18 protein-coding genes are annotated in these 21,581 nt (G+C 65.4%); 4 read left to right on the top strand and 14 right to left on the bottom strand.

Annotated elements, in window-relative coordinates; translation table 11 throughout:
• Positions 1-44: 44 nt before the first annotated feature.
• Positions 45-1,613: a glucose-6-phosphate isomerase gene (gene pgi, locus ASD94_RS07680; RefSeq protein WP_056640889.1), complete on the bottom strand. Its 1,569-nt coding sequence runs from the start codon at positions 1,611-1,613 to the stop codon at positions 45-47.
• 174 nt (positions 1,614-1,787) lie between these two features.
• On the opposite strand from pgi, the gene zwf reads away from it, so the two are divergent.
• A complete protein-coding gene (zwf, locus tag ASD94_RS07675; RefSeq protein ID WP_056640886.1) occupies positions 1,788-3,242 on the top strand; it encodes a glucose-6-phosphate dehydrogenase in 1,455 nt (484 codons plus the stop codon).
• Positions 3,243-3,287: 45 nt separating this feature from the next.
• Here zwf and ASD94_RS07670 read toward each other — a convergent pair whose 3' ends face one another.
• The 7 genes from ASD94_RS07670 to ASD94_RS07640 form a co-directional block, all read right to left on the bottom strand.
• Positions 3,288-3,719: a VOC family protein gene (locus ASD94_RS07670; RefSeq protein WP_056640883.1), complete on the bottom strand. Its 432-nt coding sequence runs from the start codon at positions 3,717-3,719 to the stop codon at positions 3,288-3,290.
• Positions 3,716-4,693 carry a glucokinase gene (gene glk, locus ASD94_RS07665; protein ID WP_056640880.1) on the bottom strand — a complete coding sequence of 326 codons (978 nt, stop codon included), beginning with the start codon at positions 4,691-4,693 and terminating at the stop codon, positions 3,716-3,718. Before glk ends, ASD94_RS07670 begins: the two co-directional genes overlap by 4 nt.
• 110 nt (positions 4,694-4,803) lie before the next feature.
• Positions 4,804-5,865, bottom strand: coding sequence for an ABC transporter ATP-binding protein (locus ASD94_RS07660; RefSeq protein ID WP_015012613.1), 1,062 nt, complete (start codon positions 5,863-5,865; stop codon positions 4,804-4,806).
• Between the two features lie 3 nt (positions 5,866-5,868).
• The gene (locus ASD94_RS07655; RefSeq protein ID WP_056058434.1) at positions 5,869-6,738 is read right to left on the bottom strand and encodes a carbohydrate ABC transporter permease; all 870 of its coding nucleotides are present in this window, start codon (positions 6,736-6,738) and stop codon (positions 5,869-5,871) included.
• Positions 6,728-7,606, bottom strand: coding sequence for a carbohydrate ABC transporter permease (locus ASD94_RS07650; protein ID WP_015012611.1), 879 nt, complete (start codon positions 7,604-7,606; stop codon positions 6,728-6,730). The genes ASD94_RS07655 and ASD94_RS07650 overlap by 11 nt, the downstream gene beginning before the upstream one ends.
• 182 nt (positions 7,607-7,788) lie before the next feature.
• Complete coding sequence (locus ASD94_RS07645; protein ID WP_056640877.1) at positions 7,789-8,907, bottom strand: carbohydrate porin; 1,119 nt, start codon at positions 8,905-8,907, stop codon at positions 7,789-7,791.
• A gap of 124 nt (positions 8,908-9,031) precedes the next feature.
• Complete coding sequence (locus ASD94_RS07640) at positions 9,032-10,282, bottom strand: ABC transporter substrate-binding protein (protein ID WP_056640875.1); 1,251 nt, start codon at positions 10,280-10,282, stop codon at positions 9,032-9,034.
• A 174-nt stretch (positions 10,283-10,456) separates the two neighbouring features.
• Between ASD94_RS07640 and ASD94_RS07635 the strand changes: the two genes are divergently transcribed.
• Together ASD94_RS07635 and ASD94_RS07630 are read left to right on the top strand one after the other, a co-directional pair.
• Positions 10,457-11,173 carry a response regulator transcription factor gene (locus ASD94_RS07635; RefSeq protein ID WP_056640872.1) on the top strand — a complete coding sequence of 239 codons (717 nt, stop codon included), beginning with the start codon at positions 10,457-10,459 and terminating at the stop codon, positions 11,171-11,173.
• A gap of 156 nt (positions 11,174-11,329) precedes the next feature.
• The gene (locus ASD94_RS07630) at positions 11,330-12,727 is read left to right on the top strand and encodes a sensor histidine kinase (protein ID WP_056058424.1); all 1,398 of its coding nucleotides are present in this window, start codon (positions 11,330-11,332) and stop codon (positions 12,725-12,727) included.
• 1,002 nt (positions 12,728-13,729) lie between these two features.
• Here the strand turns inward: ASD94_RS07630 and tal are convergent.
• From tal to ASD94_RS07605, 4 genes are all read right to left on the bottom strand, one after another.
• A complete protein-coding gene (tal, locus tag ASD94_RS07620; protein ID WP_056640870.1) occupies positions 13,730-14,680 on the bottom strand; it encodes a transaldolase in 951 nt (316 codons plus the stop codon).
• A gap of 7 nt (positions 14,681-14,687) precedes the next feature.
• Complete coding sequence (locus ASD94_RS07615) at positions 14,688-15,770, bottom strand: ABC transporter ATP-binding protein (protein WP_056640868.1); 1,083 nt, start codon at positions 15,768-15,770, stop codon at positions 14,688-14,690.
• A gap of 28 nt (positions 15,771-15,798) precedes the next feature.
• Positions 15,799-17,958 (bottom strand): iron ABC transporter permease, encoded by a 2,160-nt coding sequence (locus ASD94_RS07610; RefSeq protein WP_235510612.1) that lies wholly within the window; start codon positions 17,956-17,958, stop codon positions 15,799-15,801.
• 99 nt (positions 17,959-18,057) lie between these two features.
• Positions 18,058-19,086 carry an ABC transporter substrate-binding protein gene (locus ASD94_RS07605; RefSeq protein WP_108626587.1) on the bottom strand — a complete coding sequence of 343 codons (1,029 nt, stop codon included), beginning with the start codon at positions 19,084-19,086 and terminating at the stop codon, positions 18,058-18,060.
• Positions 19,087-19,344: 258 nt separating this feature from the next.
• Between ASD94_RS07605 and ASD94_RS07600 the strand changes: the two genes are divergently transcribed.
• Positions 19,345-20,190, top strand: a complete 846-nt coding sequence (locus tag ASD94_RS07600) for a MurR/RpiR family transcriptional regulator (protein ID WP_015012602.1) — start codon at positions 19,345-19,347, stop codon at positions 20,188-20,190.
• 35 nt (positions 20,191-20,225) lie between these two features.
• Here ASD94_RS07600 and ASD94_RS07595 read toward each other — a convergent pair whose 3' ends face one another.
• Both ASD94_RS07595 and ASD94_RS07590 read right to left on the bottom strand, forming a co-directional pair.
• Positions 20,226-21,209 carry a tripartite tricarboxylate transporter substrate binding protein gene (locus ASD94_RS07595; RefSeq protein ID WP_056640862.1) on the bottom strand — a complete coding sequence of 328 codons (984 nt, stop codon included), beginning with the start codon at positions 21,207-21,209 and terminating at the stop codon, positions 20,226-20,228.
• 126 nt (positions 21,210-21,335) lie between these two features.
• The coding region (locus tag ASD94_RS07590) for an electron transfer flavoprotein subunit alpha/FixB family protein (RefSeq protein WP_200954207.1) at positions 21,336-21,581 on the bottom strand (246 nt) is incomplete at its 5' end.

The following is a 21,581-nucleotide window of genomic DNA, read 5'->3' as shown; positions in this document are numbered from 1 at the left end:
TCTCACGCCAGCGCTACCCCGAGGATTGAGCTGTGCCGTGAGGGTCAGGCCGCGTTGCGCAGCAGGCCCAGCAGGCCTGCCGTGGAGCCATCGAGCCCCGACACATCGCCACTCTCCAGCCGCGCTTCCAGGTCCTTGGCAAGCACCTTGCCCAGCTCCACGCCCCACTGGTCAAAGCTGTTGATGCCCCACAGGCTGCCGCTCACAAACACGCGGTGCTCCTGCAGCGCAATCAGCGCACCCAACGAGGTGGGGGTGAGGGATTCGAGCAGCATCAGCGTGCTGGGACGGTTGCCGGGAAAGTGCCGGTGGCCGTCGTCGCTGGCCTTGCCCACCATCAGCGCCTGCGTCTGCGCCAGCGCGTTGGCCAGCAGCTTTTGCTGGTGGCCGGGTAGCGGGTGCGATGCCTTGCGCACGGCCACGATCTCCAGCGGCAGCACGTCGGCGCCCTGGTGCAGCATCTGGAAGAACGCGTGCTGGCCGTTGGTGCCGGGCTCACCCCACAGCACGGGCGACGTCACGCAGGCCAGCGTGCTGCCGTCTTGCGCCACGCGCTTGCCGTTGCTCTCCATCTCCAGCTGCTGCAGGTAGGCCGAGTAGCGACCCAGCGCCGCGTGGTACGGCGCGATGCAGCGGCTGGTAAAGCCATGGAAGTTGCGGTACCAGACATCGAGCAGGCCCAGGCGCACGGGCAGGTTCTGCGCCAGCGGCGCGGTGCGGAAATGCTCGTCCATCGCATGCGCGCCCGCGAGGAATTCACGGAAGCCCTGCGCACCAATCGAGATGGCAATCGGCAGGCCAATGGCCGACCACAGCGAGTAGCGGCCGCCCACCCAGTCCCAGAAACCGAAGGTGGTGGTGATGCCCAAGGCGCCAGCGGCTTCGATGTTGGTGGTGAGCGCCGCAAAGTGGCGGGCCACATCGCGACCGCCCTGGGCAGCAAACCACGCGAGCGCCGAGCGCGCGTTGGTCATGGTCTCGGCCGTGGTGAAGGTTTTGGACGCGACCAGGAACAGCGTGCTCTCGGGCCGCAGGCCCTTGAGCACATGGTGCAGCTCGTGCCCGTCTACGTTCGACACAAAGTGAAAGCGCTTGCCGGGGATGCGGAACTCTTCGAGCGCACGCACAGCCATGTGCGGGCCCAGGTCCGACCCGCCGATGCCGATGTTCACCACGTCGGTGATGGCGGCGTCGCTGCGCACCTGCTCGGCGTACTGCAGCATCGCATCGAGCGTGCGGTGCACGTCGGCCAGGCGCTGCGCGGTTCCGGGCACATCACCGGGCAGGGCCATGCCCGCAGGGCGGCGCAGCAGCGTGTGCAGTACCGCGCGGTTTTCGGTGGTGTTGATGGCCTCGCCGGCAAACATCGCATCGCGGTGTTGCACCAGGCCGCAGTCGCGGGCCAGGTCCAGCAGCAGCGCTTCGGTGCCCTGGTCCCACAGGTTCTTGGACAGGTCGGCAAACACATGCGGAGCCGGCTGGCTGAAGGCGGCAAACCGCTGGGCGTCCTGCGCAAACGCCTGGCGCATGTCCAGGTACTGGCCATGGGAGGCGTAGTGGGCTGCCAACTGGGGCCACAGCGCAGACTGGTCGCAACGGAGAGGCATGGTCATCAAACAGGTAAGGTAAAAAGCGCCGAGATAGTAACTTGATTACACAACAAAGTGGCCTATTGACAGGTTCTTTTGGGTTACATGCAGCAGTAACAAGGCACTATTCTTTGGAAAATCATGTAACGTGATTACAATCCCACGCAACAAAACGAACCACCCCATCACGGAGACACCATGAGTTTTGACCTCGTCCTGTTCGGCGGCACCGGCGACCTTGCCTGGCGCAAGCTCATGCCCGCATTGTTTCAGGCCTTTCGGCATGGCACGCTGCCTGAGGGGGGGCGCATCATCGCGGTCGCACGCGACGACCTGAGCGACGAACAATACCGCAGCCTGATCCAGTCGCGGTTCGACAGCGTGGAACTGGCCAAGCGCCCCAGCCCGGACGAGTTTGCACGCTTCGCGGCACTGCTGCATTACCTGCGCATGGACCTGTCCAAAACCCAGGACTACGAGCGCCTGGCCGAGACACTGAAAGCGCGCGGCGCCGACTCGGTGGTGATGTACGTGGCCACCGCGCCCAGCCTGTTCACCAACGTGTGCGAGCAGATCGCCGCCGTGGGCCTGAACGGTCCCACCACCCGCGTGGTGCTGGAAAAGCCCTTGGGCCACGACCTGCAGTCCAACCAGGCCATCAACGACACGCTGCGCCGCGTGCTTAAGGAAGAACAAGTCTTCCGCATCGACCACTACCTGGGCAAGCCCTCGGTGCAGAACCTGTTTGCGCTGCGCTTTGGCAACGCGCTGTTCGAGCCCCTGTGGCGCCGCGAGACCATTGCCAACATCCAGATCACGATTGCCGAGGAGCTGGGCGTGGAGTCGCGCGGCGCGTTCTATGACCAGACCGGCGCGATGCGCGACATGGTGCAGAACCACGCGTTGCAGCTCCTGTGCGCGATTGGCATGGAGCCGCCCATCAACTCCAGCGCCAACGCGATCCGCGACGAAAAGCTCAAGGTGCTGCAATCCCTCAAGCCCTGGACCCCGGAAACCATCGGCCAGCACGTGATCCGTGGGCAGTACGCCGCAGGCAACCACCAGGGCCAGCCCGTGCCCGGCTATGCGCAAGAGAAAGGCGTGGCCCCCAACAGCACCACCGAGACCTTTGTGGCGCTGCGCACCGAGATCAGCAACTGGCGCTGGGCGGGTGTGCCGTTTTATATCCGCACCGGCAAGCGGCTGGCGGGGCGTGACGCGCACATCGTCATCAACTTCCGGCCCGTGCCCCACCCCATCTTCAAGACGCCTGCGGGTGCCGCCAACCGGCTGGTGATCAACCTGCAGCCCAAGGACGGGCTGGAGCTGCACCTGATGGCGCAGGGCGCGGCCCAGCACCAGACCGAGCCCGCGCTGTCGCAGGTGCACCTGAACCTGGACTTTGACCAGCGCTTTGGCACCGAGCGCGTGGGCGCCTACGAACGCCTGCTGCTCGATGTGATCGCAGGCCGCCTGAACCTGTTCGTGCGCAGCGACGAGCAGGAAGAAGCCTGGCGCTGGGTAGAACCCATCTTGCAGTCCTGGAAGAACGACCCTGCAGGCCCCCGCCCCTACCCTGTAGGCAGCTGGGGCCCGCGTGCGGCCAGCGCGATGATTGCGCGTGACGGGTATTGCTGGAGTGAAGAGATGTGACACAGAAAAGGCCCACCAGGGCCTTTTTTTATGAGCGCAGACAGATCAGCGGGGGTCGGGCACAGGCCCCACCAGCTCGATGGGCAGCCCATCCGGATCGGCAAAGAACGTGAACAGCGCACCGGTGAACGGGTCCACCCGCACCGGCTCCACAGCCACGCCATGGGCGGCCAAGGCAGCCACGCTGGCCTCCATGTCGGCCACGCGCAGGGCCAGGTGGCGCAAGCCGCAGGCCTCGGGGTAGGACGGGCGTGCGGGTGGGTGCGGGAAGGAAAACAGCTCCACCTGCGTACCGTCGGGCAGCTGCAGGTCCAGCTTGTACGACTGCCGCTCGGCGCGGTAGTGCTCGTGCACCACCTGCAGGCCCAGCACCTCGGTGTAGAAGCGGCGGGAGCGGGCGTAGTCGCTGGCGATGATGGCCACATGGTGTACGCCGCTGGGCCGGAGCATGGGCGGTGGTGCGCTGTCGCTGCTCATGCATCCGAGCCCGCAATGTCCAGCGCGCGCGATGCGCCAAACAGCGCGGGTGTGGCGCTCGGATCGATGACCCAGCAGGGAATCGTCGCCAGGTAAGACTGGAACCGCCCTTTAGATTCAAACCGTGCGCGGAACGGCGACTGGTCAAACCACGTGCCCAGGCGCGGCACCATGCCGCCGCCGATGAACACGCCACCGCGCGCTCCCAGCGTGAGCGCGAGGTTGCCCGCCACGCTGCCCAAGAAGCCGCAGAACAGCTCCAGCGCCTCCAGCGCCAGCGGGTCGTTGGCTTGCAATGCCAGCTCGGTCACCTGCGCGGCCGAGCTGACCTCCTTGCCGCCGCGCTGGGCCAGCCGGCGCAGCGCGTGGTACAGGTCCACCAGCCCGGCGCCACACACGGCGCGTTCGGCCGACACGTGGCCATAGCGCTCTTGCAGGATGGCCAGCACATCGAATTCGCGCTGGGTCTGCGCGGCCAGCGTGACATGGCCGCCTTCGCCCGACAGCGGCACCCCCAGGCTGGAGCCGGGCGGAAACACCAGGCCCGACACGCCCAGGCCCGTGCCCGGGCCCAGCAGCGCAATCGCAGCGCCCGGCACAGCCCCGCCGCCGCCCACGGGGCGCAGCTGCTCGGGCGTGAGCAGGGGCAGCGCCAGCGCGAGTGCAGTGAAGTCGTTGATGACCACCAGCCGCTCAAACCCAAACGCCTCGCGCACGGCCCGCTGCGAAAAGCTCCAGCTGTGGTTGGTCATGCGGATCGCGTCGCCCGTGACCGGGTTGGCGATGCCAAACGCAGCCTCGCGGGGCGTGGCGATGTTCACCTCGGCCAAGTAGGCCGACAGGGCAGCATCCACCGTGGGGAACTGAGCACAGGGCAACACACGGGTGTCGTGCAGGGGGCCATCGGGCTGGTCTTGCCAGGCCAGGCGAATGTTGGTGCCGCCGATGTCGGCCAGCAGGCGCAGGGGTGTCATGCGGTGTTTTTAAGCAAAAACAGCTGCTAGCGCTAGTAGGACATGCGCTAACAGCTATTGTTTCAATAGCAATCAGATGCAACGACCTGGCGGCGCTTGCGCCGCGCAACTCAGGCCAGCCGATTCTCGCTGCTGGCGTCAAACCAGTGGGCGTTGGCGGGCTCTACCGCCAGTCCCACGGCGTCGCCGGGTTGCACGCGGGTCTGGGCGTCGGTGCGCAGCGTGACGCTGCCTGCGGCCGTGTCCACCATCACATAGGTGTCTGGGCCGGTGGGCTCCACCACACTGACGCGGCCGCGCCAGGGGGCGGTCTCCTGAATCACCAGGTGCTCGGGACGCACACCCAGCAGCACCTCGTTGGCGCTGGCGGGAGCGGCCAGGTTCAGCGCTGCACCCTGGATGCCAAACTGCCCGCCCGTGGCCGCGCCGCGCAGCAGGTTCATGGTGGGCGAGCCGATGAAGGTGGCCACGTAGGTGTTGGCCGGGCGGTTGTAGATGTCGTCCGGCGTGCCCAGCTGCTGCACCACGCCGCCCTTCATCACCGCGATGCGCGAGCCCAGCGTCATGGCCTCGACCTGGTCGTGCGTGACGTACACGCTGGTGATGCCGCTGGCCTGGTGCAGGCGCTTGATTTCGGCGCGCATCTCCACGCGCAGTTTGGCGTCCAGGTTGGACAGCGGCTCGTCAAACAGGAACAGCTGCGGCTGGCGTGCGAGCGCCCGGCCCATGGCCACACGCTGGCGCTGGCCGCCCGAGAGCTGGCTGGGTCGGCGGTCCAACAGGTGGCTGATCTGCAGCATGGTGGCCACTTCGTCGATGCGCTTTTGGCGCTCGGCCTTGGGCATCTTGCGCATCTCTAGCGCAAAGCCGATGTTGTCGGCCACGCTCAAGGTGGGGTACAGCGCGTAGCTCTGGAACACCATGGCGATGTCGCGGTCGCGCGGGGGCATGCCCACGACGTTCTTGCCACCGATGCGGATCTCGCCCTCGGTGGGCTCGTCGAGCCCCGCAATGATGTTGAGCAGCGTGGACTTGCCGCAGCCCGATGGGCCGACCAGGATGAGGAACTCGCCGGGCGCGACGTGGATGTCCACCTTGCGCAGCACTTCCACGCTTTTGTCGCCCTTGCCAAAGCGCTTGTTGATGCCTGCGATATCCAACGAAGAAGCCATGATTTATCCCTTCACTGCGCCAGCCGTCAGCCCGCGCACAAAAAATTTACCTGCCAGCACATAGATCACCATCGTGGGCAAGCCGGCGATGATGGCGGCCGCCATGTCCACGTTGTAGGCCTTCACGCTGCTGCTGGTGTTGGCCAGGTTGTTCAGCCCCACGGTGATGGGCTTGGACTCGGTGCCCGAGAACACCACACCGAACAGAAAATCGTTCCAGATGTTGGTGAACTGCCAGATCAGCGTGACCATCACGATGGGCGTGGACAGCGGCAGCACGATGCGCCAGAAGATCTGCCAGAAGCTCGCGCCGTCCATGCGGGCTGCGTTCACCAGCTCCTTGGGGATGGCCGCGTAGTAGTTGCGAAAGAACAGCGTGGTGCCCGCCAGCCCGGCCAGGCAGTGCACCAGCACCAGCCCGGTGATGGAGCTGGACAGCCCCAGCCAGCCCAGCACCTGGCTCATGGGCAGCAGCACGACCTGGAACGGCATGAACACGCCGAACAGCAGCAGGCCAAACAACGTGTCGCTGCCGCGAAACTTCCACAGGCTCAGCACATAACCGTTGAGCGCGCCCCACACGGTGGAGATCAGCACGGCCGGCACGGCCATGGCCACCGAGTTCCAGAAGAAGGGGCGCAGGCCATTGCAATCCACCCCCGTGCAGGCGCTGGACCATGCGGTGGACCAAGCCGACCAGTTCAACCCGCCTGGCAGCGCCAGCAGCGAGGTGCTGCGGATCTCCTCGGCGTCCTTGAACGAGGTGACCAGCATGGCGTACAGCGGCAGCAGAAAGAACGCGGTGGCCAGGGCCAGCACGCCATAGACCAGCAGGCGGCCCACGGACGGAAACACAGAGGGCTTAGCGGTCATGGGGTTTGCTCCGCAGTTCGCTGTAAAGATAAGGAATCACCAGGGCCGCCACGGTGGCCAGCATCATGGTGGCGCTGGCCGCGCCCAGGCCGATCTGGCCGCGCGAGAACGACATGGTGTACATAAAGGTGGCCGGCACATCAGTGGCAAAGCCGGGGCCGCCGGCCGTCAGCGCCATCACCAGGTCAAAGCTCTTGATGGCCAGGTGCGAAAGCACCATGAGCGTGGAGAAAAACACCGGCCGCAGCGCAGGCAGCACGATGCGCCAGTAGATGCGCGGCAGCGAGGCACCATCGACCTGTGCGGCCTTGATGATGCTGTCGTCGATGCCACGCAGCCCGGCGAGGAACAGCGCCATGGCAAAACCGGCGCTCTGCCAGATGCCAGCGATGACCACGCAGTAGATGGCCATCTCGGTATCCACCAGCCAGCCAAATTCAAAGTTCGTGAAGCCCCAGTCGCGCACCATTTTCTCGATGCCCAGGCCGGGGTTGAGCAGCCACTTCCAGGCCGTACCGGTCACCACGAACGACAGCGCCATGGGGTAGAGGTAGATGGTGCGCAGCGCGCCCTCGGCGCGGATCTTCTGGTCCAGCAGCACGGCCAGCACCACGCCAATCACCAGCGAGCCGCCCACGTAGCCCACGCCAAAAATGCCCAGGTTCTTCAGGGCCACCCACCAGCGGTCCATCTCCCACAGGCGCTCGTACTGCGCCAGGCCCGCCCATTCGTAGTTGGGCAGCATGCGCGATGCGGTTAAGCTGAGCACGCCGTTCCACACCATGAGGCCATAGATGAAGGCAAAACCCAGCACAAACGCCGGGGTCACCACCAGCCTAGGCAGCCAGGTTTCAAAGGAATTCTTCATTGCTTGCGAATCTCTCTTGCGTACGCACTGCGCGCGCGGTACGCGGTATCTCGATCAATCACTCAACCACCGTTTCACTCATTCACACATCCACTTTGTGTCACATGAAAAAAGGGGGGTGCGCACAGAGCACCCCCCAATGAACAAAGTGTCTACCTCAAACTAACTCGCTACTCACTCACTTACCACCACACCTCGTACTGCACGCCCACCAGCGTGCGCGAGGTCTTGCCATTGGCGCCAAAGGTGCCGGCGTTGGCCACGGCCGCCGCCTGGTTCCAGTTGGCCTTGGTCACATACAGACGCAGCTCAGGGCGTGACCAGAAGTCTTCATTCAGGGCCAGGGCACCCGCCAGCGTGACCTTGGACAGGCGCTGGTCCGGACCGCTGCCCTTGCGGGTGGTGGTGGACAGTTCCACCAGGCCCTTGAAGTTCTTGGTGAACGCGTACGAGCCACGGCCGCCCAGCGAGAAGTCCTTGGTCTCCACGCCGGTCAGGTCAGCCTTGTTGGTCTGGTAGCCAATGAGGGCCTGACCGCCAAACGGGCCGCTTTGCCAGTTGATGGAGTCGGCGATGCGGGTGGCACGCTTGCCTGCGCTGGTGCCCTCGATGGCCTCAAACTCCCCGTCGATGCGGGCATGGCCACGCGATGTCTGCAGGTACAGCGTGTTGCTGATGCTGGGCAGCAGGAATTCCTTTTGCGTGTGCATCAGCGAGATGCCGGAACCCGACGCGCCGCCCACCTGGTTCTTGCCCCCCACGGCCGTCAGCAGCACCCGCAGCTTGCCGCCGGGGTTCGTGTTGATGTCAGACAGGTCGGCATTGATGCGGTGCGCCTTCACGTTGTTGGGCAGGCCGCCGTCGAACTTGTCGCCCGAGAACACGCCCACGCCCAGCTTCATGCCGCCCACAGGCACGTCGGTCACACCGGCGCCGACGTTGTCGCCGTAGTTCAGCAGGAAGTAGTCGACGATGTGCACGTCCTGGATCCGCAGGCGGCGCTGGCCGACCCAGAACTTGGCTTCGGGCGAGAACGAGAAGCCGCTCATTTCCACAAACGCCTGTTCGGTGCTGATGTCGCCACTGCCCCACTTGGCGGGCATGTAGTTCACCTTCCAGTTGATACCACCGGCCTCGAAGCCCTTGGCGAAGTTGACTTCGATGCCGTTGTCGCCCTCGTTGCCCAGGCGGTATTTCTGGAGTTCGCCACCCAGCGTCAGGTTGCCCTTGACGCCGTCGGAGTGGTTGAACACCGGGCCACCGCGGGAGTAGCCGTTGAACTCAAAGCCTGCTACGTCCATAGCAAAGGCGCCATTCGCGCATGCGGCGGCCAAAGCCACCGCCGTGAGGCGGTTTCTTGTCTTCATGATGGGATCCCTCTGGGGTTTGGTTTTAGTGCGTGTAGGTACGTGTGTCGTACACGGCTTACTTGGTCTTCGCGGCGGCCGCGATCTTCTTCATGGCGTCGGCGACGCTCACCTTGTCGTCGTTCCAGAACTGGCTGACGACATCCTTGATCGCCCCTTCGGTGGCAGGCGCAATCGCCATGCCATGGGCCACGCTCGGCACCAGGCCACCGCTCTTGGCAGTGTCGGCAAAGTCTTTGCTGGACAGCTTGGCGCAGTCGTCAAACTTGTCCATCTTCTGTCCGGCGCGCACAGGGATCGATCCCTTGTTGAGGTTGAACACCTCCTGGAACTCGGGGCTCATGATGGAGCTGGCCAGGTCGCTCTGCGCCTTCTGTGCTGCGGCATCCTTGAGCTTGAACAGGATGAACGAGTCCACGTTGAAGGTGAACGCGTTGGCCGTGCCCGGTGCCGCTGCGCACTGGAAGTCCTTGCCCGGCGCCTTGTTGGCGGCAATGAATTCGCCCTTGGCCCAGTCGCCCATCAGCTGGAAGCCCGCCTTGCCCTGGATGAGCATGGCCGTGGCCAGGTTCCAGTCGCGGCCGGGAGCGCCCGGGTCGGTATAGGTCTTGATGCGGCGGAAGGTCTCCAGCGACTTCTTCATGGTGTCGCTGTTGATGGCCTTGTCGTCCAGCTTGACCAGCGCGTCCTGATAGAACTTGGCACCGCCCACGCCCAGCACCACGGATTCAAAGGTCGTGAAGTCTTGCCAGTTCTGGCCACCATGCGCCACGGGGATCAGGCCTGCTGCCTTGAGCTTGTCGGCTGCGGCAAAGAACTCGTCCCAAGTCTTGGGCATGCTGGCCACGCCCGCCTTCTTCAGCGCATCGGAGCTGGCCCACAGCCAGTTCACGCGGTGCACGTTGACGGGGGCGGCCACGTAGCTGCCCTTGTACTTCATCACGTCGGCGACCACCTTGGGCAGCACGTCGTCCCACTTCTCGGTCTTGGCCAGGGCATCGACATTGGCCAGCACGCCTTCGGACGCCCATTCCTGGATGGCCGGGCCCTTGACCTGGGCGGCCGAGGGCGGGTTGCCCGAGATCACGCGGCTCTTGAGCACCGTCATGGCGCTGTCGCCACCGCCACCCGCCACGGCAAAGTCGCGCCAGGTATGGCCCTTGGACTGCATGATCTTCTTGAGCTCGGCAGCCGACTTGGCCTCGCCGCCCGATGTCCAGTAGTGCAGAACCTCGACCTCCCCCGCGCTGGCAGACATCGCGGCCGCCAGGCCCACCGCCAGTGCGGCGATCTTTGTCATCTTCCACATACCCTTGTCTCCTCGACGTTGTTTTCAGAACCCGTTGCTGCGCCGTGATACCGGTGCCGTTCAGCGCAGTTGGTACTTTAATTACAATAATTAATTTAATTCTCAGGACTTTCCCTGAGAGTCGCAGCGGCCCCACAACAGGCCCGCTGCAGGGGCCTTTGTTATGCTCAATCCATGGCCACGATACTGATTGTCGAAGACGACGCCCTCCTGCTCGACGCTCTCACCGGCCAGCTCAAGCAACTCGATTACAGCGTTTGCACCGCCAGCAGCGTGGCGCAGGCCATGGCGCTTTTGCAGACGCAGGCAGTGGATGGCATCATCCTGGACCTGGGCCTGCCTGGCGCCGACGGCATGGAACTGCTGACCTGGGCCCGCGCGCACATTGCCGGCCTGCCCGTGCTGATCCTTACTGCCCGCGACGGTGTCGATGACCGCGTGCTGGGCCTGAACGCCGGGGCCGACGACTACATCACCAAGCCCTTCAACATGCAGGAGTTGCAGGCCCGCCTGCAGGCCATGCTGCGCCGCGCGCGCCAGCCGGCCTTCACCCAGGCCAGCAGCGCGGCCGGCGTTGCCAGCACCACCATCGGCCCGCTGGTGCTGGACCACGCCAGCCATGCCGCTGCCCTGAACGGCGACCTGCTGGAGCTGACCCAGCGCGAGTGGGAACTGCTGGAGCTGCTGGCCCACCGCTGCGGCGAAGTCGTCACCCGCGACGATGTGCTGGCCGCCTGGCGCGCCAGCCCGCCCGAACCCGGCCAGATCGCTGCCCCGTTGAACTCCAATGCGCTGGAGGTGTATGTGCACCGCCTGCGCAAGAAGCTCGACCAGTCCAACCTGGTGATCCGCAATATCCGGGGGCTGGGGTACATGCTGAATAAACCGTGACCATCCCCCTGAGCGGCTGCGCCGCTTCCCCCTTCTCTCGCGCGGTGCGCGGGAAGGGGGACGCCGCCAGCGCGGCGGGGCGGCCCTTGCGCGGCGGCCCTCGCATGGGCCGAGCCCGTTTCCAACGCAGCGCCGCCTATTTTTGACTGCTGAAACATGCGCCACGTACCCGGGGTCTCTCTTCAACGCAAGCTGCTTTTGTGGCTGCTGCTGCCGCAGCTGGTGCTGTGGCTGTCGGGCGGGTTTCTGGCGTGGCGCATTGCGCTGCAGAACGGAGAGAAGGGCATTGACCAGACGCTGACCCAGTCGGTGCGGGCGCTGGCGCGGCAGATCAAGCCGATTGGCGACGGGCTGCTGGTGGACTTTCCGAAGGCCGCGCAGGACATCCTGGAGCAGGATCCGGCCGACCGCATCACCTACATGGTGTCGTCCCCGCCGGGCCGCTTTTTGCTGGGCAACGCGCAACTGCCAGCACCGCCTGCCCAGGTCGATGTGGCGGTGGGCGAGGCGTTTTTGTACCAGGCGCGGGTGGACGACAAGCCGGTGCGCGTGGCCTTGCTGGACGTGGACTACGGCACCGCCTCCACCCGCCAGCGCCTGCGCGTGCAGGTGGCCCAGAGCCTCACGGTGCGCGAGCGCATTGCGCAGGAGCTGCTGGAGCGCATGGTGTTCCCCATGGGCCTGATGGGCCTGGCCCTGAGCGCCGTGGTGTACGCCGGCGTGCTGCGCGGCCTGCAGCCCCTCAAACGCCTGGAGGCGCAAATTGAACGCGCAGGCGCGCAGCCCCACACGGGCACCACGCCGCTGCCGCCCATCGAGCTGACCTCTGCACCGCAAGAAGTGCATTCGCTGGCCAGCACCATCAACCGGCTGCTGGAGACCGTGGCGCGCGGCCAGCAAAAGGAAAAGCGCTTTCTTAACGACGCCGCCCACCAGCTGCGCACGCCGCTCGCCGGCCTGATCGGCCAGACCGAGCTGGCCCTGCACGAAAGCCACGAACCCGCAGTGCAGGCCCGTCTGCAGAAGGTGCTGTCGGCCGCACAACGCAGCGCCCACCTGGTGCACCAGCTGCTGCAGCTGGCGCGCTCGGAGTCGAACGTGGAGATGCAGTCCATCGACCTCGCCGCCCTGGCCCGCGAGGTGGCCCGCGAATGGGCCGCCCGCGCCCTGGCCCAGGGCATGGACCTGGGCTACGAAGGCGTGGACCACCTGCCAGCGCAGGGCCACCCGCTGCTGCTGCGCGAGGCGTTGAACAACCTCATCGACAACGCACTGCACTACGCCGGCCCCGGCGCCACGGTGACAGTGCGCGTGGGCCATGAGGAGCCCGGGCACTGGGCGCTGCTGGTGGTGGAGGACGATGGGCCAGGCGTACCAGCCGAGCACCTGGGCGATTTGTTTGCGCGGTTCTGGCGCGGGTCAGACAAGGCGGGGGGGTGTGGGCTGGGGCTGTCGATCGTGGAAGAGATCGCGCTGCGGCACGGAGGGCGGACGGTGGCGGAAGGGGTGGTGCCGAAGGGGTTGCGGGTGGGGATGCGGCTGCCTGCGGGGTGATTTTTTGGTGTTTTTGGCTGGGTGCGCTAGTGCCTCATGCCTTGGTAGCTATGATTTTTATAGTGATCACTCTAGCTACGGGACTGGAGATGGCCGGCGGAAGTTGACGGCTTCATGCGTCTGTTTTGCGCGCTGAGTCTGGGGGCTAGTGCGCATCGAATGGCGTGCCTTCGTTGAGGGCGGAGGCCGGGAGTCGCCCGGCATGCGAGTCCCTTTCTTTCGCGTCGCCGAAAGAAAGGAACCAAAGAAAGGGCGACCCCACTGTCTGCGTCCCCTNCGGGAGTCGCCCGGCATGCGAGTCCCTTTCTTTCGCGTCGCCGAAAGAAAGGAACCAAAGAAAGGGCGACCCCACTGTCTGCGTCCCCTGCGCTTCGCTTCGGGGCAACCTGCGGTGCTCGGGTTTGGCGGGGTCTCGCTCGAACTCGCTGCGCTCAGACAATCGCGAGCCCTGATCCACCAAACCCTGCGCTCCTCGGCGCATCCAGAGGGGCAAAGGGAGCAGAACATCCACACGGGCCTTTGCTTCGCTCGGCCCAGCTTGCGCAGCGCGTGGCGCTTGCGCCCGCAAGACGAGGCCGAGCGCAGCAATGGCCCGAATGGATGTCCGGCTGTTTGGATGTTCGGCTGTCCCACCCCTGCTGGCTGCGCCTGCGGCGGGGCGGTTGTGGGGTGGCATGGGCGTCGCAGCGCCCATGCTTCGTGCTCTAGCTCGCCGTGGCTGTCTGAGCGGAGCGCGCGAGCGCAAAGCGAGTTCCACGGCGCACCCCGCAACCGACACGACGCACCTTCGCACCGCGAAGGGGTCGCAGACTGGGGGTCGCCTTTCTTTTGGGTACTTTTCTTTGGCGAAGCAAAGAAAAGTACCTCGCCCGCCGGGGCGACAACCCGGCTCCCGCCCCAAACACAAGCATGCAGCCCGATGTGCTAGCAATAGCCCAGCAAAAACAAAAGCGGCCAGCACCTGCAACCCAGGCACCAGCCGCTCCAATAAAAAAACAGACCTCAAGCAGCGAGGATCAACTTCTCCAGCTTCACAGCATCCACTGCAAACGCCCGAATCCCCTCAGCCAGCTTCTCGGTCGCCATCGCATCCTCATTCAGCGCAAACCGGAACTCCGCCTCGTCATAGTTCACCGCTGGCAAGTCCATCGCCTTGGCCGCCTCCGCATCCAACGCCCGCTGCAACGGCGCATCACTCGCAGCCAGTTGCGCCAACAGCTCGGGCGCAATGGTCAACAGGTCGCACCCCGCCAGCGCCGTGATCTGCCCCACGTTGCGGAAGCTCGCGCCCATCACCTCGGTGGCAATGCCGAAGCGCTTGTAGTGGTTGTAGATCTGCGTGACCGACTGCACGCCCGGGTCGTTGGCGCCAGCGCGGGCTGCCTCGTCCCAGCTGGCACCCGCCTGCTTCTTGTACCAGTCGTAAATGCGGCCCACAAAGGGCGAGATCAGTTGCACCTTGGCCTGGCCGCAGGCCACGGCCTGGGCGAACGAGAACAACAGCGTGAGGTTGGTGTGGATGCCCTTGCGCTCCAGCTTTTCGGCGGCCTGGATGCCTTCCCACGTGGCCGCAATCTTGATGAGCACGCGGTCGATGTGGATGCCTTCGGCCTGGTACAGCTCGATGATGCGCTCGGCGCGCGTGACGGTGGCGCTGGTGTCAAAGCTCAGGCGGGCGTCCACTTCGGTGGAGACGCGGCCGGGCACATGGGTCAAAATTTCGCAGCCAAAACGCACCAGCAGGCGGTCGATCACCTCGTCCATCGCACGCCCTTGCCACTTGGCAACGGTGTCCTTGAGCAAGGGTGCGTATTCGGGCTTCTGCACCGCCTTGAGGATCAGCGAAGGGTTGGTCGTCGCGTCCTGCGGACGGAACTGGGCCAGTTGCAGAAAGTCGCCGGTGTCGGCAACCACGGTGGTGTACTGTTTGAGGGCGTCGAGTTGGTTCGTCATGGCGCCATTATTCCGCATTGGTCCGGGCAGCTTCGGTACTACCAACCACCGATACGCCATGGGCACCCAGGCTCAATTGCACCTCGTCCCCCACGGCCAGCACATCGTCCAGGTCGGACGACACCACAAAGATGTGGCCGAGCGCGGTCTCGAAGGTGTATTCGTACACCGCGCCCAGGTAGGCGCGCTTGTCCAGCCGGGCGGGCAGCAGGCCCACGCCCTGGCGATGAATACGCCAGGCCTCAGGGCGCACCGCCACCTTCACGCGGCCGCTCTGCACCGCCATGCGCGGGCGCAGCACCAGTGGGCCAAGTGCCACCGTGCCATCAGGGTCGGCCACAGCCGGGAACAGCATGGCCTCGCCCATGAAGCCCGCGACGAATTCGCTGTGCGGGGTTTCGTACAGCACGCGGGGCGAGCCCTTTTGCGCAATCAGGCCCTGGTTCATCACAATGATCTGGTCGCTCACCGCCATGGCCTCAGCCTGGTCGTGCGTGACATACGCCACCGTGAGTGACAGGCGCTGCTGCAGCGCGCGGATTTCTTCGCGCATCTCGCGGCGCAGGCGGGCGTCGAGGTTGGACAAAGGCTCGTCGAACAGCAGCACCTCAGGCTCCAGCACCAGCGCGCGGGCCAGGGCCACACGCTGCTGCTGACCGCCGGAGAGTTCGCTGGGCAGGCGGTCGTCATAGCCCACCAGGCCCACGCCGCGCAGCGCCTCCACAGCCTTGGCGCGCGCGGGCTCCTTGGGCTGGCCCGACATGCGCAGGCCGTACATCACGTTCTCCACCACGTTCATGTGCGGGAACAGCGCGTAGCTCTGGAACATCATGCTCACGTTGCGTTGGGCGGGGCCCAGCGTGGTCACATCCTTGCCGCCGATGAAGATCTCGCCGGAGGTGGGCGACTCCAGCCCCGCGATCATGCGCAAAGTGGTGGTCTTGCCGCAGCCCGAGGGGCCGAGGATGGTGGTCAGCGTGCCGCGCGGCACCTCAAAGCTGATGCCCTTGACGGCCAGGGCCGTGCTGCTGTCGCTGCCGTAGCGCTTGGTGATGTTACGGAACACGATGCCCGCGTCGTTATGGTTCATGGCGTTTCTTCTTTTTCTGCAAGGGTGTTCAGTGCGCGGCGGGGGCAGCTCCACGCCGGCCCAACTTGCGGTCGCCGACAAGCAGCTGGATCAGGCCGATGGAGGCCGACATGAGAATGATGAGCACCGTGCAGTACGCCAGCGCCACGCCATAGTCGCCATTGCCCACGCGGCCGATGATGTAGGTGGTGGCCAGCTCGTTCTCGGCCGTGACCAGGAAGATCACCGCGCTCACGGTGGTGATGGCACGCACAAAGCTATAGACCAGCGCAGCCACCAGCGCGGGCTTGAGCAGCGGCAGCACCACATGGCGCAGCGTCTGCACGCTGCCTGCGCGCAGCATGACGGACGCTTCATCGAGCGACCGGTCGAGCTGCTTGAACGCCGCCGTGCCCGCGCGCACACCCACCGGCAGGTTGCGGAACATGAAACACAACACGATGATCAGCGCCGTGCCCGTCAGTTCGAACGGCGGCACGTTGAAGGCCAGGATGTAGCTCACACCCAGCACCGTGCCGGGGATGGCAAAGGCCAGCAGCGCCGCAAACTCAAACGCGCCCTGCCCCCGGAACTCGGTGCGTGCCAGCAGCCATGCAATGCCGATGCCGAGCGTGGCCGTGAGCGGCGCCGAGATGGCCGCGAGCTTGAGGGTGGTGAAGAACGAGTTCCACGCCGTGCCCGCCCACACCACACCAAACTCGCCCCATTCCACGCTGAACGCGGTACGAAAATGCGCCAGCGTGATGGTGTAGTCGCGCCCCCAGGTCTGCACAAAGCCACCGGCCAGCGCAAACAGGTACACGATGAGCGTGAACGCCATCCAGGGCAGCGCAATCGAATGCACCACGCGGCGCACGCCTTGGGGCAGCGGCATGGCAATGCCTGCATCGCCCTTGCCCGACACGGTGGTGAAGTTCTGCTTGCCCAGCAGGCCGCGCTGGATGGCAAACACCGTGAGCGCAAAGAATGTGAGGATCCAGGCCAGTGACGCGGCACGGCCCTGGTCGTACTGCGCACCCACGATGGCAAAGAAGATTTCGGTGGACAGCACCGAGAACTGTCCGCCCACCACGATGGGGTTGCCAAAGTCGGCCATGCTTTCGATGAAACCCACCAGGAACGCATTGGCCAGGCCGGGCTTGAGCAGCGGCAGGGTCACGGTCATGAAGGTGCGGTGCGGGCTGGCGCGCAGGGTTTGCGCGGCCTCTTCCAGGCTGGGGGCCACGCCCTGCACCACGCCGCGCATGATCATGAAAGCAATGGGCGTGAACGCAAAGGTCTGCGCCACCCACACACCCAGCCATCCGTAGAACCAGCGCGACGGCGTGATGCCGAACGCGTATTCCAGAAACTGGTTGAACACCCCTGCGCGGCCAAACAGCAGGATGAGCCCCAGGCCCACCACAAACGGCGGCGTGATGATGGGCAGCAGCGCCACGATGTTCAGCGGCCGCGCATAGCGGCGCGAAGCGCGCTCGGCCATCAGCGCCATGAAGGTGCCTAGCAGCGTCGTGCTGGTAGCGGTCATCAGGCCCAGGAACAGCGTGTTCCAGGCCACGCCGCAGCGCTGGCCTCCACCCAAGTTCGCCAGGCACGACAGGCTGAAGTTGCGCTCGTGCGCAATGCGCTCCCACACCACGGCCAGCGAGAACGGGCCGTCTTCCAGAAAAAACGCCGCCGACAGCGCCTTGAGCACCGGGAACACGATGAACAGCGCCAGCAGGCTGCCACAGCCCACCACGGCGGCTGCCACGAACAGGTCGCCCTTGAAGAAGCCGCGCCGCGCCACGCCGAACGACAACAGCACCAGCAGCGCCGACAGCACCACAAACCCGCCCCAGCCCATGCCGGGCTGGCGCGCGCCCAGTTCGCCCAGGTGGGTGTTCATCCATTCAAACGCCCAGCCGCGCGCACCAATCGCAAAGCCGCTGAGCAGCAGGGCCGCCAGCCCCAGCGCGCCCCCCGCCACCAGCAGGGTGCCCTGCTTGCGCCCTGCTGGCAGACAGGCCCCCAGGCCCGCCACCACCAGCCCGGCCAGGCCCAGCCACAGCCAGGGGCGCCCGAACAAGGCCGCCTGCATCAGTCCGTTGGCCGCCTGCTCGCTGCTGAAGACCTGGCCCACCGCCAGCAGGCCATTGGCGTCCTGCTGTGCATACCAGGGGAACACCAGGTACCCCAGCACGCCCATGGCCAGCCAGACCCACAGGGGCCGGTTGACCGAGGCACCGGGAGCCCGGGTCCGGGGGGTTGCGTGCGCTGCCGCCGCTGCCGCCGACACCACCACCCCTTAGCGCGTTGCGTTCTGCACGTCTTTTTCCCAGCGCGCAATCAGGCGGCGGCGCTCGGCGCTGGCGCCGTACTTGGCGTAGTCGTAGTTGATGAGCTTCATCTTGGCCGGATCGGTCATGCGCGGGTCCTTGGGCACCTGCGTGTTGCTGGGCAGCTGGAACTGCTTGGCCGCCAGGCCAAACTGTTGGCCACCGGGCGTGAGCGCCCATTCGTAGAACTTCTTGGCCGCCTCGGTGTTGGGGCCGTTCTTGACGATGCTCATGGAGCCCACCTCGGCACCCGTGCCTTCGGACGGCGTGGCCGATCCCACAGGGAAGCCATTGACCGCCTCGGTCGTCACGTCGTGCACAAAGCTCACGGACACCGTGGTCTCGCCGCGTGCAACCGCCTTGACCGGGGCTGTGCCCGAACGGGTGTACGCGCTGATATTGGGGTGCAGGGCCTTGAGGTATTCAAACGCCTTTTCCTCGCCCATGATCTGCACCAGCGTGGCGATCATGGTGTAGGCCGTGCCGCTCGATGCGGGGTTGGCCATCTGCACCTCGCCCTTGAACTCGGGCTTGAGCAGGTCGGCCCACGACTGGGGCGGGTTGAGCTTGCGCTTGGCCAGCAGCTCCTTGTTGTAGCCAAAGCCCAGCGGGCCCAGGTACACGCCCACGGTGCGGTACTTGGAATCCGCCGCCTGCTTTTGCGCCCAGGGGTAGAGCTGCGCGAGCTGGGGCGACTTGTATTCGAGCGTCAGGCCCTGTTCGGCCGCCTGCAGGTGCGGGTCGCCCGTGCCGCCAAACCAGATGTCGGTCTTGGGGTTGGCGCGCTCGGCATTGAGCTGCGCCAGCGCCTCGCCCGATCCCTTGGCCGTCATGTTCACCTTGGTGCCCGTGGTCTTGGCGTACACCGTGGACATCAGGTTGCACCACTCGGCCTGCACCGAGCAGATGATGTTGACCTGGCCCTGGGCCCAGCTGCCCGACGCAGCAGCCACCAGGGCCGCACCGGCCAGAAGTTTTGTCAGCAAGGGTTTGCGCATGGAAGGCTCCTCAGTATCTGGATAACGTGATGGAGGATGCTATGCGTGCAGAGCCCGCCCGGGCCAGGGGGGAAACGCCCAGGGTCGGCGCAAGCAGGTTGAAAGGCAGGGATTGCGCGGACCCCGCCGCTTTGGGAACCGAGTTACATTAAATGAGGACGGCCCCGCCACCGCGCTGACCGCAGCCAGATGGAGCGTCCCGTCCAAGCCCCTTTTTCAAAGGCCCCTGAGCAGCCTGCCCCGCCTTCACAGACTGACATGCTCGACCGCATCACCGCCTCCCTGCCCTCGCTGGCCCCCGCCGAACAGCGCGTGGCCAAGCTGGTGCTGACCGACCCGCGCACCTTCGCCCGCCTGCCCGTGCGCGAGCTGGCCGAGCGCGCGCACGTGAGCAAGCCCACCGTGGTGCGCTTTTGCCGCAGCATGGGCTACGACGGGCTGGCGGACTTCAAGCTGAAGCTGGCTGGCAGCGTGAGCGAGGGCGTGCCCTTCATCCACCGCAGTGTGGATGCCGACGACAAGACCGGCGACGTGCTGGTGAAGGTGGTGGACAACGCCGTGGCGGCTTTTCTGCAATACCGCAACGCGGCCAGCACCGTGGCCATCGAACGCGCGGCCGACGCGATTGCGGACACCTGGAAAAAGGGCAAGCGCATCGAGTTCTACGGCGTGGGCAACTCGGGCATCGTGGCGCAGGACGCGCAGCACAAGTTCTTTCGCCTGGGCGTGACCTCCATCTCCAGCAGCGACGGTCACATGCAGGTGATGAGCGCCACCCTGCTGGGCCCGGGCGACTGCGCGGTGATCATCTCCAACTCGGGCCGCACCCGCGACCTGATGGACGCGGCAGACATCGCCCGTCGCAACGGCGCCACCACCATCGTCATCACCGCCAGCGGCTCGCCCCTGGCCAGCACCTGCCAGATCCACCTGGCAGCCGACCACCCCGAGGGCTACGACCGCTACAGCCCCATGGTGTCGCGCCTCATGCACCTGCTCATCATCGACGTGCTGGCCACCTGCGTGGCGCTGCGCATCGGCAGCTCGCTGCAGCCCATCCTGCAGCAGATGAAAGAGAACCTGCGGGCCAAGCGCTACGCGTAAATCCTGGCCGTCAGGCCAGGCCGGCGCACGCCTTCTCAGTCCAGCGTGACACCCGCGTCGCGGATCACCTTGCCCCACTTGGTCGTTTCGGCCGCCAAAAAGGCGTCGCACGCCTCAGGCGTGGTGCCTTCACCAAAGGTGCCCATGGTGTCGAGCTTGGCCTTGGTTTCATCACTCTGGATGATGGCGTTCACCGCGTCCGACATGCGCTTGACGATGTCGCGCGGCGTCCCCGCGGGTGCAATCATGCTGGCCCAGGTACTGCCCAGCATGCCGGGCACGCCCTGCTCAATGAAGGTAGGCACGTCAGGCAGCATGGGCAAGCGCTTTTCGCTGGCCACGCCGATGAGGGTGATGCGGCCTGCCTTGGCGGGCTGGATCAGGTTGGGCGGAGGGTCGAGGAACAAGGGCACCTGGCCACCGAGCAGGTCCGTCAGCGCCGGGGCTGCGCCGCGGTAGGGAATGTGGACCATGAAGGTCTTGGTCAGTGACTTGAGCAGTTCGCTGGTCAGGTGCGCCGCAGAGCCTGTGCCTGACGAAGCAAAGCTCACCTTGCCCGGGTTGGCCTTGGCATAGGCCACAAGTTCCTTCACCGTCTTGAACGGTGCATTGGGCGCCACTGCGGCCACCAACGGAGAAACACCCAGCAGCGACACCCCCATCAGGTCCTTTCGAGGGTTGTAGGGCAGCTTGGGGTAGAGCGTGGTGTTGGCGGTAAAGGCCGGAATGACCACGCCAAAGGTGTGACCGTCCGGGGCGGACTTGGCGACGGCATCCACACCGATGATGCTGTTCGCGCCGGGTTTGTTGTCGATGACAACCGGCTGACCGAACTGCTTTTGCAGGCCCACCGTCAGCAGACGCGCCATCTGGTCGGTAAACCCGCCCGCCGTGTAAGGCACGATGATGCGAATCGGACGGCTGGGCCAAGTGGTTTGGGCCAGCGCTGGCAATGCAGCACTGGCCAGTGCTGCACCGGTGGCTTGGACCAGCCTGCGACGGGAAAGGAATGTACTCATGGTTTTGTCTCCTGCTAATTTTTAGGCATAAAACAGCCGCAGCGCTTATCCAATAAGCGCTGATAGCTCTATTTTTTGTAGCAACCAGATCCCATCAGATGGGCTGTGCTTGTGATCTGCAGGGGCTCAGAGCGCCTTGACCAGTTCCGGCACGGCCGCGAACAGATCCGCTTCCAGCCCATAGTCAGCCACGCTGAAGATCGGGGCCTCAGGGTCCTTGTTGATCGCCACGATCACCTTGGAGTCCTTCATGCCCGCCAAGTGCTGGATGGCGCCCGAGATACCGGCCGCGATGTACAGCTGCGGTGCCACGATCTTGCCCGTCTGGCCCACTTGCCAGTCGTTCGGTGCGTAGCCTGCGTCCACCGCCGC

It is taken from the genome of Acidovorax sp. Root70, from assembly GCF_001428225.1.
Lineage (GTDB): Bacteria > Pseudomonadota > Gammaproteobacteria > Burkholderiales > Burkholderiaceae_C > Acidovorax.
This window is presented reverse-complemented; position numbering and strand designations above follow the sequence as displayed.

What these genes read in the sequence shown, in the direction of transcription:
- pgi (WP_056640889.1), bottom strand. Translation starts at nt 1,613, where the DNA reads ATGACCATGCCTCTCCGTTGCGACCAGTCTGCGCTGTGGCCCCAGTTG.
- zwf (WP_056640886.1), top strand. Translation starts at nt 1,788, where the DNA reads ATGAGTTTTGACCTCGTCCTGTTCGGCGGCACCGGCGACCTTGCCTGG.
- ASD94_RS07670 (WP_056640883.1), bottom strand. Translation starts at nt 3,719, where the DNA reads ATGAGCAGCGACAGCGCACCACCGCCCATGCTCCGGCCCAGCGGCGTA.
- glk (WP_056640880.1), bottom strand. Translation starts at nt 4,693, where the DNA reads ATGACACCCCTGCGCCTGCTGGCCGACATCGGCGGCACCAACATTCGC.
- ASD94_RS07660 (WP_015012613.1), bottom strand. Translation starts at nt 5,865, where the DNA reads ATGGCTTCTTCGTTGGATATCGCAGGCATCAACAAGCGCTTTGGCAAG.
- ASD94_RS07655 (WP_056058434.1), bottom strand. Translation starts at nt 6,738, where the DNA reads ATGACCGCTAAGCCCTCTGTGTTTCCGTCCGTGGGCCGCCTGCTGGTC.
- ASD94_RS07650 (WP_015012611.1), bottom strand. Translation starts at nt 7,606, where the DNA reads ATGAAGAATTCCTTTGAAACCTGGCTGCCTAGGCTGGTGGTGACCCCG.
- ASD94_RS07645 (WP_056640877.1), bottom strand. Translation starts at nt 8,907, where the DNA reads ATGGACGTAGCAGGCTTTGAGTTCAACGGCTACTCCCGCGGTGGCCCG.
- ASD94_RS07640 (WP_056640875.1), bottom strand. Translation starts at nt 10,282, where the DNA reads ATGTGGAAGATGACAAAGATCGCCGCACTGGCGGTGGGCCTGGCGGCC.
- ASD94_RS07635 (WP_056640872.1), top strand. Translation starts at nt 10,457, where the DNA reads ATGGCCACGATACTGATTGTCGAAGACGACGCCCTCCTGCTCGACGCT.
- ASD94_RS07630 (WP_056058424.1), top strand. Translation starts at nt 11,330, where the DNA reads ATGCGCCACGTACCCGGGGTCTCTCTTCAACGCAAGCTGCTTTTGTGG.
- tal (WP_056640870.1), bottom strand. Translation starts at nt 14,680, where the DNA reads ATGACGAACCAACTCGACGCCCTCAAACAGTACACCACCGTGGTTGCC.
- ASD94_RS07615 (WP_056640868.1), bottom strand. Translation starts at nt 15,770, where the DNA reads ATGAACCATAACGACGCGGGCATCGTGTTCCGTAACATCACCAAGCGC.
- ASD94_RS07610 (WP_235510612.1), bottom strand. Translation starts at nt 17,958, where the DNA reads ATGGGCGTGCTGGGGTACCTGGTGTTCCCCTGGTATGCACAGCAGGAC.
- ASD94_RS07605 (WP_108626587.1), bottom strand. Translation starts at nt 19,086, where the DNA reads ATGCGCAAACCCTTGCTGACAAAACTTCTGGCCGGTGCGGCCCTGGTG.
- ASD94_RS07600 (WP_015012602.1), top strand. Translation starts at nt 19,345, where the DNA reads ATGCTCGACCGCATCACCGCCTCCCTGCCCTCGCTGGCCCCCGCCGAA.
- ASD94_RS07595 (WP_056640862.1), bottom strand. Translation starts at nt 21,209, where the DNA reads ATGAGTACATTCCTTTCCCGTCGCAGGCTGGTCCAAGCCACCGGTGCA.